The following is a 12,165-nucleotide window of genomic DNA, read 5'->3' as shown; positions in this document are numbered from 1 at the left end:
AAGAGCTTTTTTCCGACCTATAATTTTTGCATTAAAAGAGAGATTTTTTGTAGATCTTTCAATGCTCTTTTGGTCCAGTAAACCGATTTCACTTTAGATTCCAACTGTCAACAATGCTATGGCTCTCTTCAATGCTGTAGATTCTTCCTGCTTTAATATCTGCTTCGGCCTCTTCCATTAAGGCATCTTCTTCAGCTTGTTTTATGGAACTGCTTTCCTTTACTTTACGTAAGGATGTAATCATATTTTTTACTGCAGCAATGAATGTAGGATCTTTAGATTCCAATAGCGCTGTTTCAATCCACTTTATTTCTGCTTTAATGTCCATAAAATTTGATATTTAGAATAGTAAAGTTAACTCAATGTTTTTATTCTTCTGATCTGGAATCACATTTTGCGACATCAGTTTTCATCCTTTTTCTTTCAACTCAAGTTTAAAACACATTTTCATTTCCCGGCTAGTGGGGTCGGAAAGCTCTATATTTTTACTACGAATTTCAGCCTTTATCTTTTAAAATCGCGGCTTTGGCTTCCTCCATATAGTTTCGGCCAATGGTGTAGCGTTTGTTGGCGATCTCGACACTGTTGCCCTCTACGGTATCTACGCGTTTGATGTTTGCGGTGTAGGAGCGGTGAATACGTATAAACTGATTTGCCGGCAACTCGTCTGTAAAACTGCTCAGCGTCTGGTGAACCACAAAGTTGCCTTTGGTCGTGATAATTTTGATATAATCCTTGAGGCTTTCCACCAAAAGAATATCATCTAAATAAATCTTCTTCATTTTCTTCTTGTCAACCTTGACAAAAATGCTGTCTTCATCAGAGCCTGCGGCAGATTTAGGGTGTTCCTGAGCCTTGGCTAAAGCCTTATTGGCCGCCTTGAGAAAGCGCGGAAACGAAATGGGTTTGACCAGATAATCCAGTACTTCGAGTTCAAAACCTTCAACAGCATGCTCCTCGTGGGCTGTGGTAAGAATAGCCATTGGTTTTGCGTCCAGGCTTTTAAGAAAGCTGAGACCGTCTATCACGGGCATATTGATGTCCAGAAAGAGCAGATCTACCTCGTGCTTCCGAATGAATTCCAGACTGTCAATCGCATTGTCAAAAGTTTTTACTATTTCGAGACCCGCCAGCTGAGCAATATGATTTTTAATCACATTGATGGCTAGGGGTTCATCGTCAATGATTACACATCTCAGGTTCATAATAAATTCAATTTTAAGTGTACGTGGTATTCACCATCCGCTTCAAAAATACGAAGCTCATAACCTTCGGGACCGTAGCCCAAATTAAGGCGTTTTTCAACATTTTCAAGGCCAATACCACCGGCATTATTTAAGTTGTTTTGCAATCCGCTTTGCGGCAGGGTGTTACTCATCTTGAAGAACAAATGGTCTTTTTCTATCTGAAGCTTGATGCTGATATGAACTTTTCCGGTGTTTTTGCCCGCACCATGTTTAAAGCCATTTTCTATAAAGTGAATGAGCAACATCGGGGCGATTTTTCGGCCTTTGGGATTGCCCGTGACTTCAAACTCGAGGTCAAGCTTTTCGTTATACCGAATGCGCTCCAGATCCAGATAGTTCTGTATAAACTTGATTTCTTTTGAAAGAGGCTGTCGCTTTTGCTTGGTTTCATACAACAAATACCGCATTAGGTCTGAGAGCTTGAGAATGGTTTCGGGAGTATTTTCAGATTTCTCGAGACTCAGCGAATAAATATTGTTTAAAGTATTGAAGAAAAAATGCGGGGAAATCTGTGAGCGCAGAAAGCGCAGTTCGGTCTCCAGCTGCGATTTGGCCAGGTTTGAGGCCAGCTGCCGCTCCCGCATCCAGTCGATTGTGATTTTTATGGCCGCTACAAAGGAGATTACATAGAGTTCGCCCAGCATCATCACTACTACATAATTGAGATTGAGGCTGGTGGTTTCTTCAGGGCCTTCGGGCCAGACGTTGTTACTGATTAAAAAATAGGTGAGTTCGTATTTAATGATCACCATAACCAGAATAGCACAAAACAGACTCACCGAAAAAAGTATGTATTTCCGCCGGTAAATAAAAGTAGGAATCAGCACATAAATCGTAAAATAGGTGAGCGTCATGTGTATGGGAAACCCCAGTAAATTGGCCTTAAATGAATAGAGGTAATCGTTGTAATAGCTGCCCCATCTCAGGAAATTGAATATAAAATAGCACAGCCAAAAGATCGCGTGATGCGTAGGGTTAATCTTGTAACCCGTGGTGCTGTTTATCAAAAAGCTATTTTTAAATGTAGTCTTTAGAGGCATAGGTGGTTTGAGCTGTTTTTGGCTGTTTAGCTTTTCAAAACTGTTGTTTGTCTAATAAAAGCTTAAAACCGTCATAATATATCACATATTTATTAAAAATCTTAACAGATGATGCTCCCAAAGCTCAACCTTAACGTGAATCAGTGTACTAAAATTATCCTACTGGGATACCTTGTTTTGCTCAGTTCCTGTAAGAAGGAGACCACGAGCGAAACGGTTCAGGAAGTTCAAAAAGAATACAATCTTATTGCCCACGTTGATCCCTTTATTGGCACTGGCGGTCACGGCCATACCTATCCCGGAGCTACCGTTCCTTTTGGAATGGTGCAGGTGAGCCCAGATAACGGGCGTAACGGCTGGGACTGGTGCTCAGGTTATCACTATTCCGATTCAATCATTTCGGGTTTTAGCAATCTGCATTTAAGCGGAACCGGTATTGGCGATCTGGCCGATATTTTATTTATGCCTGCGGCGAAAGAGCTTGATTTGACGGGCACTTATGAAAATCCGCAGGACCGCCCGTATGCTTCAGGCTTTTCGCATAAGCGCGAAAGTGCAGAACCGGGTTATTACAGGGTTTACCTGGAAGATCCGCAGATTAAAGTGAGCCTTACCGCGACGCAGCGCACGGCTTTTCAAAAGTACAATTATGAGGGTGCCGGTGAAGCTTCGGTGGTGCTTGATCTGGGTTTTGCCATCAATTGGGATGCACCTGTTGAAACTGCTATTGCCGTCGAAAATGAAACCACAATTAGCGGATACCGACACAGTACGGGTTGGGCGAAAAATCAAAAGGTGTTTTTTGTGGCCGAATTTTCGAAACCCATTGCCCGCTATCACCTGTTTCAAGATAAGGCAAAGACCGAAGGTGAAGAGGTTGCCGGAAAGACCACGGCGGGTCAGTTCTTTTTTGATATAGACGGAAGCCGCGACGTAATCGTAAAAGTTGCAGTTTCGTCAGTAAGTATTGCCAATGCCAAAGCCAATCTGGAAAGTGATCGGGATTTGGATTTTGATTCTGCTAAAACCGAAGCTAAAAAAGTCTGGAACCAGCAAATGAACAAAATAGTGGTGGAAACTCCGGTAGATTCCTTAAAGACCATTTTTTATTCGGCATTATACCATACGCAAATCGCTCCCGTAACTTTTTCAGACGTCAATGGCGAATTCCGTCGGGAAAACGACAGCATTGTCAAAGCCGACTACACAGCCTATTCCACCTTATCGCTTTGGGACACCTTCCGAGCGGAAAATCCGTTGCTTACGGTGTTGGAACCTGAAAAAGTTAGTGACATCATCAACTCGATGCTCGCGTATTATTCGGTGCATAAAAGCCTGCCGGTGTGGACGCTCTATGGCAATGAGACCAATACGATGACCGGTAACCACGCGATTCCGGTAATCACCGAAGCATACTTTAAAGTCATTACAGGTTTTGATGCCGAAAAAGCCTTTGAAGCGATGAAAAATACCCAGATGCGTGATGCACGCGGACTTCAGTTTTTAAAGGAGTACGGGTATATTCCGTATGACAAAATAGACGAGTCAGTCACCTTTACGCTCGAATATGCCTATAACGACTGGTGTGTGGCGCAAATGGCCAAAGCTTTAGGCCATGAGCAGGATTACGCGTATTTCTTAAGCCGCTCTAAATCCTACGAAAAATTGTACGATCCCGAAACCGGCTTTATGCGCGGCAAATCGGCTGCCGGAAACTGGCACGAGCCTTTCGATCCTAAATTCAGCAGACACGAAAAAAATACCGATTATACCGAAGGGAACGCCTGGCAACACTCCTGGTTTGTACTTCACGATACTGATAATTTCATCAAACTGCACGGTGGGGAAGAGCCTTTTACCGAAATGCTGCAGCAGCTGTTTACCGAAAGTTCTGAAATTACCGGCGATTATATTTCCAATGATATTTCAGGACTAATTGGCCAGTATGCGCACGGCAACGAGCCCAGTCATCACATCGCTTACCTGTTTAACCGCGCCGGGAAACCCTGGCTTACCCAATACTGGGTTCACGAAATCTTAAAAACCCAGTACAACACCACGTCAAACGGCCTGAGCGGTAACGAAGATGCGGGTCAGATGTCTGCCTGGTATGTGTGGAGCGCGATGGGCCTGTATCCCTTCAATCCGGCGAGCGCTGCTTATGAAGTAGGGAGTCCGGTCTTTGAGAAATCGGTTATTTCCCTTCCAAATGGAAAACAGTTCAGCATTGAAGCTAAAGAGGTTTCAGAAACCCATTTCTACATTCAGTCGGCTACCCTAAACGGAAAGCCTTTTAACCAAACCAGCATTACCCACGAGCAACTATTGGCAGGTGGCGAACTCGTGCTGACAATGGGTGCAGAGCCTAATAAAACCTGGGGCATAAAGCAGGCAAAGTAGTATGGAGTTAATAGACGTTGTAATTATTGCGGTTTACCTGTTGCTTACCATAGGCATCGGGATTTATGTGGCCAAAAAGGCTTCCAAAGGTCTGGACTCCTATTTTTTGGGCGGAAAAAGTATTAAATGGTATTATCTGGGGCTGAGTAACGGCTCGGGGATGTTTGACGTTTCGGGCACTGCCTGGATGGTGGGCATTCTGTTTTTATACGGGGTCAAGAGCTTTATGTTTATGTGGATCTGGCCCATCTTCAATCAGGTTTTTGTGATGATGTTTCTGGCCGTCTGGATACGCCGCTCCAATGTGATGACGGGTTCTGAATGGATTCTTTCGCGATTTGGCGACGACAGGGCGGGTCGTGCTTCGCACCTGATCGTGGCGATTTTTGCGGTGGTGGCATCGGTAGGTTTTATCGCCTATTTCTTTGAAGGCGCCGGTAAGTTTATGACCGTGATTTTGCCCTGGGACGCCAGTCTGGTGATTGGTGATTTTACCTTGCTCAATGCCGAACAGGTGTATGCCTTAATCCTCATTTTATTAACCACGATTTATACCATTAAAGGCGGCATGTTCTCGGTAGTTTCTACGGAAGTATTGCAGTTCGGGATTATGGTGCTGGCCGGGATTTTGGTGGCAGGCTATACCTTTTTCGCCTTTACCGACATCGAAATTCAGGCCTTGATCCCTGCCGAATGGAAAAATGTGGTATTCGGCAGCGAACTCACCGGTTTCTGGGCAGGGGACTATGAAAATTTTAACCGGCTTATTGATACACAGGGTTATAAGATGTTTGGTGCTTTTGTAGGGATGAGCCTGTTCAAAGGCTTTTTTGCAAGCATCGCCGGGCCTACTCCCAGTTACGATATGCAGCGCATCCTCTCAACCCGAACGGCAAAAGATGCGGCCTATATGAGCGGCTTTACCAATCTGGTTTTGTTCATTCCACGGTATTTGCTTATCGCTGCCATTGTGGTTTTAGGCTTGATCTATATTGCTCCCGAACTGGCTAAAGCCGGTGAGATTTCGGGAAATGACCTGGAGGTAATCCTTCCGCAGGTGATCAACAACCACGTACCCGTAGGGATTAAAGGGCTGCTGCTTGCGGGGCTGCTTGCGGCATTTATGTCTACCTTTTCGGCTTTTGTGAATGCAGGACCTGCATACATTGTAAACGATATTTATAAGAAATACTTCAAACCCGTAGCTACAGACCGGCATTATGTGAAAGCCAGTCATATGGCTTCTTTTGCAGTCGTAACCCTGGGCGTGATAATGGGTTTTTTCGCAGACTCCATCAACTCCATTACGCTCTGGATCACGAGTTCGCTGTACGGGGGTTATGTGGCAGCCAATTTCCTCAAGTGGATTTGGTGGCGCTTTAACGGTTGGGGCTATTTCTGGGGAATGCTTACCGGGCTGGTTGTGGCCACCCTGCAATATGTGATTGATCAGGGCGCTTCAACCTATGTCGAGGGGAGCTTTTTATACTGGTACGCCCACGTGCCTGTTATTTATTTGTTTCCGATAATTCTAGGCTTTTCCTTGCTGGGCGCGTTTCTGGGAACCTATCTCACGCCTCCTACTGCGGCTGCAACTTTAAAAAGTTTTTATACTTCGGTGCACCCCTGGGGCTGGTGGAAACCCGTTCGGGAGCAGTTAAAGGCCGACGAGGCGATAGAGAAAAACACCGATTTTGGCCTCGATATGCTCAACTGTCTCATCGGGATTGTTTGGCAATCGAGTATGATCGTCCTGCCTATTTTTCTGGTGGTGCGCGATTACGAAAAAATGGCCTGGAGTCTCCTGATTTTTGGTGTAACCACCCTGATTTTAAAATTTACCTGGCTTGATAAAGTCAAAAAACTAACTACCTAATATAAAGAAATACGATTCTATGAGTACAACCCCATTTCCCTGGCAAGACCGCCCGCAAGGCAACACCGATGTGATGTGGCGCTACGATGCCAACCCTATTATTGACCGGTATGCCATTCCTTCTTCCAACAGTATTTTCAACTCGGCCGTGGTACCTTTTGAAGACGGTTATGCCGGTGTATTCCGCTGCGATAACAAAGCGGTGCAGATGAATATTTTTGCGGGTTTCAGTAAAGACGGGATCAATTGGGAAATCAACCACGAGCCCATCGTTTTTGGCGCCGGAAACACCGAGATGATCGAGTCTGATTATAAATACGATCCGCGGGTATGTTTTATTGAAGACCGCTATTGGATCACCTGGTGCAACGGCTATCACGGGCCAACAATCGGTATCGGGTACACCTTCGATTTTAAAGAATTTTTTCAGTGCGAAAATGCCTTTTTGCCGTTTAACCGAAACGGGGTTTTGCTTCCGCAGAAAATAGACGGTAAATTTGCGATGCTCAGCCGTCCCAGTGACAACGGGCATACGCCATTTGGTGATATTTACATCAGCTACAGCCCCGATATGAAATACTGGGGAGAACACCGCTGCGTGATGAAAGTCGCGCCATTTACCGAAAGCGCCTGGCAGTGTACCAAAATAGGCGCCGGACCCGTACCTATTTTAACCGATGAAGGCTGGTTGTTGTTCTACCATGGGGTCATCAATACCTGTAACGGGTTCCGCTATTCGGTGGGGGCTGCGATTCTGGATAAAAACCGTCCCGATAAGGTGCTGTACCGCAGTCAGCCGTACTTACTGGCTCCGGCAGAATCTTATGAACTCGCGGGCGACGTGCCTAATGTGGTGTTTCCATGCGCGACGCTGCACTCGGTTGAAGAAGATAAAGTGACGCTCTATTACGGCGCGGCCGATACGGTGACAGCAATTGCTTTTGGTAGGCTGAGCGAAATAATTGATTTTGTAAAAACAAACAGTCTGTAAATGAATATTCAAAAAGCCTTTCTTTCCCTTCTTTGCGCATTCGCTTTTTCGGGCTACGCCCAAAAGACTCCGCCGCGCAGTTATGTGGCGCATCGTATTGAAACACCGCTTACTATTGACGGCAAGGCGGAAGAGCATGAGTGGAAGGAAGCCGCTTTTTCGCAGCCGTTTATAGATATTGAAGGCGAAAAAATACCCAAATACGAGACGCGTGTAAAAATGCTCTGGGATGAGGAGAATCTGTATTTCTACGCAGAGCTAAACGAACCCCACATCTGGGCAACGCTGAAACAGCGCGACACGGTGATCTTTTACAACAACGATTTTGAGATTTTTATAGACCCCGATGGCGATACGCATAACTATTATGAGTTTGAGATGAATGCGCTCAATACCGTCTGGGATTTATTGTTGGTAAAACCCTATCGCGAGTCGGCACCGGTGCTGGACAGCTGGGATATTCGGGGCCTGCAAACGGCGGTTTCTATTAACGGAACGCTGAATGATCCCACCGATACCGATACGGGCTGGAGTGTGGAAATTGCGATGCCCTGGTCTGTTTTGGTGGAAGCCAGCGGTTCAAACGACCTACCTGCAGATCAGTTTTGGCGCATCAATTTCTCACGGGTAAACTGGGATTTTGAACTGAATGATAACCGCTACAGCCGTGCGAAAGATGCTTCGGGCAACTACCTGCCCGAATACAACTGGGTGTGGTCTCCGCAAGGCGTGATCAATATGCACGAACCCGAACATTGGGGCTATGTGTATTTCAGTTCTAAACCGCTAACCGAAACCGAAAGTTTCAGCATTCCGGTTGATGAGCAAATCCGCTGGAAACTCTACGAAATCTACCGCGAACAAAAAACCTTTTACAATACCCACAAGGCCTGGGTCGTAAATCTGGACGATTTAGACGCTGAAACTTTCGAGATCGAAGGGAAAACACTTCAACCCATTATTGATCATCACGAGATGGGCTGGACGGTGTTTGTAGAAAGTCCGTTTACCGGTTCGGTTTACAGCATCCGGGAAGATGGAAAGTATTCAAAAATTAAGTAATCAAGCCACGTGCTTAAAAAATGTAACTATGAAATTAAAATTAATCTTTGGCTTGTTGCTGCTGGGTTTGACAGCCATTTCGTGCATTGACAACATTCATCCGGCGGGCAAGGCTGCTAAAACAGAAGAAGCAGAGCAAGAAACTGCTGATTTCAAATTCTGGACCTGGATGACGGCAGATGCTAAACGTACGGACGAATCGTACACGGCTGAATTTAAAAAATACAGCGATAACGGTCTCGACGCCGTTTTAATCAATACCAATGCCGATGCCGAATTGCTGGCACGTCTCACACCTCTGGCTACTGCTCAGGGTCTTGAAGTGCACGCCTGGATGTTTACGATGAACCGCCCCGGTGACACGGTTGCCTTGCAACACCCCGAATGGTATGCGGTAAGCCGCGATGGAAAATCTACGTTTGATAACAGGCCGTACGTAGATTATTACCAGTTTTTATGCCCCACTCGGGAAGGTTCGCGCAACCATATTTTGAGTCTGGTTGACAAACTGAGCAAAGTAGAAGGGGTGAGCAGTTTTCACCTGGACTACATTCGGTATCCTGATGTATTCCTGCCCATAGGTTTATTGCCCAAATACGATCTCGTTCAGGACACCGAATTGCCCGAATACGATTTTTGCTATTGCGATGCCTGTGTTGAGAAGTTTGAAGAACTACATCATAAAAATCCGCGGGAGATGGAAAACACCGCGATTGATATGGAGTGGAAGCAATTTCGCCTCAATCAGATCAAGGCGGTTGTGGACGATGCCTATAAAGTAGCTCACGACAACGGAAAGATTTTAACCGGAGCGGTATTTCCATACCCGGAGATGGCCGATCATATGGTGCGTCAACGCTGGGATAAATGGGATATCGATGTGGTGCTGCCTATGATTTACCACAATTTTTACAATGAAGAAATAGACTGGATAGGCTTTGCCACCGGGCAGGGCGTAAAAGACCTCGAAGGTACAGGCACCGAATTGCACACCGGGATTTACGTCCCCGAAATGTCTGCGGAAGATTTGGCAACAGCCATTCAACTGGCGAAAGACAATGGAGCCAAAGGCGCGGCTTTCTTTGATGGAAATGCACTAACTGATGAACAACTCGCGGTGATTAAAGCGGCAAACTAACTGAAAACCTGCTGCCACGCTGCGGCTGATTAAAATGCAATCATGACCTTACGCACCTGCCTGTTTATAGGCCTAAGTCTAAGCTGTATATGTTTCGCGAATGCGCAACAGGACTTTACCCAATATGTAAATCCGTTTATCGGGACTTCAAATTTTGGAGCCACCCATCCGGGAGCTATTGCCCCGCGCGGTATGGCCAGTGTTTCGCCGTTTAACGTGGCAGGAGACGATACCGATTTGGAAAAAGACAGTCGCTGGTTGTCCAATCCGTATGTGTATGAAAATAGCTTTTTAACCGGTTTTAGCCATGTCAATATGAGTGGCGTGGGTTGCCCCGATCTGGGCGTAATCTTAAGTATGCCAACCACCGGTGCGCTGGAAACCGACCATTTACGATACGGAACGACTTATAAAAACGAAATCGCCAAACCCGGTTATTACTCGGTTGAACTCGATAACGGCATCAAAACCGAATTGACAGCCAGTACCCGTGTGGGTGTAAGCCGATATCACTTTCCGGCAGGGAAGGCCAATTTGCTTCTCAATCTGGGACTGGGTTTGACCAACGAGCACGGGGCGGTGCTGAAATTCAATTCGCCTACCGAAGTGGAAGGCTCGCGTATGGTGGGTTCGTTTTGTTATAACAATGCCGAAAGCGCCTATCCTATTTACTTTGTGGCTCGTGTTTCTGCAGCTCCTGAAAATTTTGGGATCTGGGATAAACCCGCGACTTATAATGGGGTTGAAGCCCAGTGGATGACCTATAATGGCAAAACCCGACTGAAGGAACAATTTATGAAAGAAGTCGTGGGGGATAGTATTGGCGCGTATTTTAATTATGATTTTAAAGAAGCCACGCAGGTTACGCTTAAAGTGGGCATCTCGTATGTGAGTATTGCGAACGCCCGGGAGAATCTGGATAAAGAGGTTGGCGCATCAGATTTTGATGCCGTCTATGCCGAAACCAAAAAAGCCTGGAATGATAAACTGGGAGTGGTTGAGGTTACGGGAGATGACCGGGATGATAAGACTATTTTTTACACGGCTTTGTATCATACCCAGATCGCCCCCAGCATTTTAAATGATGCTAATGGTGAATACCCCGAGATGAATACCCGCAAGACCAAACATACCGGCGGAACCCGGTATACCGTGTTTTCGCTGTGGGACACCTACCGCAATTACCATCAGTTGATGAGTCTGCTTTATCCTCAGGAGCAACTGGATATGGTAAATTCCATGCTTGCTATTTATGACGAGAACGGATGGTTACCCAAGTGGGAGCTGAACGCGACCGAGACGTTTACAATGGTAGGCGATCCTGCGGCCGTTGTGCTGGCCGATACCTATTTGCGTGGCATCACCGGTTTTGATGTACAAAAGGCCTATAAAGCCATGCTCAAAAGTGCAGATACCCGTGAGGCCAATCCATTGCGACCCGGCATCGGGGAATATATTGATTTGGGTTATGTGAGTTACGATTCGCACATTAAAGGTCCTGTATCTACCACTCAGGAATACAACATCGCCGATTATGCCATTGCCCGCCTGGCGGAAGCTTTGGGAGATAAAAAAACAGCAAAGCGTTTTGACCAACGGGCGCTTTCGTATAAGAAATTGTACAATAAAAAATCAGGATTTTTACAACCCAAGATGGGTGATGGCAGCTGGTACGAACCTTTCGATCCTTTGGCAGGTGCTAATTTTACAGAGAATCCCGGGTTTATTGAAGGCAATGCCTGGCAGTACCTTTTTATGCAACCGCAGGATATTGAAGGAATGATTCAATTGATGGGCGGTAACCAGAAGTTTGAAGCAAAACTCGATGCGCTATTTAAGCAGGGGCAGTTTGATATGGCAAACGAACCCGATATTGCCTATCCGTTTTTGTACAATTACCTCCCGGGCAAAGCCCACAAAACCCGTGAAAAAGTTGACGAACTCATAGCCACGTATTTTACCAATAAGCCTGCAGGATTACCGGGAAATGACGATACCGGTACGATGAGCGCCTGGCTGGTATATGCGATGATGGGTTTTTACCCGATGACTCCGGCAGATCCCGGCTACACCTTGACGCAGCCGCAGTTTGAGGAAGTAATTATTCATCTCAACCCTCAATTTTACGAGCGTGATGCGTTGGTAATTAAAAACGAGAGATCGCGGGAATCAGAAGCTTCCGGTACGTTTAGTTTAAACGGAAAGTCGTTAAGTACTAAGTATGTAGATCATAAAACCTGGGTTGAAGCCGGCGAGGTAATTTTCAAATGATTTGGCCAAAACCTGCCATTCATGTCATTTAGCTTCCCGCAGTGGTTGTCTATCGAATCTTTTTTGGAAACCTTAAAAATTTTAAGAATTTCAACTTAGCAATAAATAATATGTACTACATATTTTATTATATTTGAAAT

General features: G+C 45.7%; 9 protein-coding genes. 6 read left to right on the top strand and 3 right to left on the bottom strand.

Annotated features, from left to right (window positions below):
* Positions 1–88: 88 nt before the first annotated feature.
* The 3 genes from CJ305_RS13580 to CJ305_RS13570 all read right to left on the bottom strand — a co-directional run bounded on the left by CJ305_RS13580 (position 89) and on the right by CJ305_RS13570 (position 2,287).
* A complete protein-coding gene (locus tag CJ305_RS13580; RefSeq protein WP_099646830.1) occupies positions 89–328 on the bottom strand; it encodes a valine--tRNA ligase in 240 nt (79 codons plus the stop codon).
* A gap of 169 nt (positions 329–497) precedes the next feature.
* On the bottom strand, positions 498–1,205 hold the full coding sequence (locus CJ305_RS13575; protein WP_099646829.1) for a LytR/AlgR family response regulator transcription factor: 708 nt from the start codon (positions 1,203–1,205) through the stop codon (positions 498–500).
* A complete protein-coding gene (locus tag CJ305_RS13570) occupies positions 1,202–2,287 on the bottom strand; it encodes a sensor histidine kinase (RefSeq protein WP_099646828.1) in 1,086 nt (361 codons plus the stop codon). Before CJ305_RS13570 ends, CJ305_RS13575 begins: the two co-directional genes overlap by 4 nt.
* Before the next feature lie 108 nt (positions 2,288–2,395).
* Here CJ305_RS13570 and CJ305_RS13565 point away from each other — a divergent pair, with 108 nt between their 5' ends.
* Genes CJ305_RS13565 through CJ305_RS13540 form a run of 6 tightly spaced genes read left to right on the top strand, consistent with a single transcriptional unit; the run spans position 2,396 to position 12,025 of the window.
* Entirely contained in the window at positions 2,396–4,687 is a 2,292-nt protein-coding gene (locus tag CJ305_RS13565; protein WP_223248875.1) for a GH92 family glycosyl hydrolase, read from the top strand.
* A 1-nt stretch (position 4,688) separates the two neighbouring features.
* Positions 4,689–6,563: a sodium:solute symporter family protein gene (locus tag CJ305_RS13560; protein WP_099646827.1), complete on the top strand. Its 1,875-nt coding sequence runs from the start codon at positions 4,689–4,691 to the stop codon at positions 6,561–6,563.
* A 19-nt stretch (positions 6,564–6,582) separates the two neighbouring features.
* Complete coding sequence (locus CJ305_RS13555) at positions 6,583–7,554, top strand: glycoside hydrolase family 130 protein (protein WP_099646826.1); 972 nt, start codon at positions 6,583–6,585, stop codon at positions 7,552–7,554.
* The gene (locus CJ305_RS13550) at positions 7,555–8,616 is read left to right on the top strand and encodes a carbohydrate-binding family 9-like protein (RefSeq protein ID WP_099646825.1); all 1,062 of its coding nucleotides are present in this window, start codon (positions 7,555–7,557) and stop codon (positions 8,614–8,616) included.
* 28 nt (positions 8,617–8,644) lie between these two features.
* A complete protein-coding gene (locus tag CJ305_RS13545) occupies positions 8,645–9,754 on the top strand; it encodes a glycoside hydrolase family protein (protein WP_099646824.1) in 1,110 nt (369 codons plus the stop codon).
* A gap of 42 nt (positions 9,755–9,796) precedes the next feature.
* A complete protein-coding gene (locus CJ305_RS13540) occupies positions 9,797–12,025 on the top strand; it encodes a GH92 family glycosyl hydrolase (RefSeq protein ID WP_099646823.1) in 2,229 nt (742 codons plus the stop codon).
* The last annotated feature ends 140 nt before the right edge of the window (positions 12,026–12,165 follow it).

The sequence above is a fragment of the Leeuwenhoekiella nanhaiensis genome (genome assembly GCF_002744755.1).
Taxonomy (GTDB): domain Bacteria; phylum Bacteroidota; class Bacteroidia; order Flavobacteriales; family Flavobacteriaceae; genus Leeuwenhoekiella; species Leeuwenhoekiella nanhaiensis.
Note: the sequence above shows the minus strand (reverse complement) of the source record. Positions and strands in the feature narration are given on the sequence as shown.

What these genes read in the sequence shown, in the direction of transcription:
- CJ305_RS13580 (WP_099646830.1), bottom strand. Translation starts at nt 328, where the DNA reads ATGGACATTAAAGCAGAAATAAAGTGGATTGAAACAGCGCTATTGGAA.
- CJ305_RS13575 (WP_099646829.1), bottom strand. Translation starts at nt 1,205, where the DNA reads ATGAACCTGAGATGTGTAATCATTGACGATGAACCCCTAGCCATCAAT.
- CJ305_RS13570 (WP_099646828.1), bottom strand. Translation starts at nt 2,287, where the DNA reads ATGCCTCTAAAGACTACATTTAAAAATAGCTTTTTGATAAACAGCACC.
- CJ305_RS13565 (WP_223248875.1), top strand. Translation starts at nt 2,396, where the DNA reads ATGATGCTCCCAAAGCTCAACCTTAACGTGAATCAGTGTACTAAAATT.
- CJ305_RS13560 (WP_099646827.1), top strand. Translation starts at nt 4,689, where the DNA reads ATGGAGTTAATAGACGTTGTAATTATTGCGGTTTACCTGTTGCTTACC.
- CJ305_RS13555 (WP_099646826.1), top strand. Translation starts at nt 6,583, where the DNA reads ATGAGTACAACCCCATTTCCCTGGCAAGACCGCCCGCAAGGCAACACC.
- CJ305_RS13550 (WP_099646825.1), top strand. Translation starts at nt 7,555, where the DNA reads ATGAATATTCAAAAAGCCTTTCTTTCCCTTCTTTGCGCATTCGCTTTT.
- CJ305_RS13545 (WP_099646824.1), top strand. Translation starts at nt 8,645, where the DNA reads ATGAAATTAAAATTAATCTTTGGCTTGTTGCTGCTGGGTTTGACAGCC.
- CJ305_RS13540 (WP_099646823.1), top strand. Translation starts at nt 9,797, where the DNA reads ATGACCTTACGCACCTGCCTGTTTATAGGCCTAAGTCTAAGCTGTATA.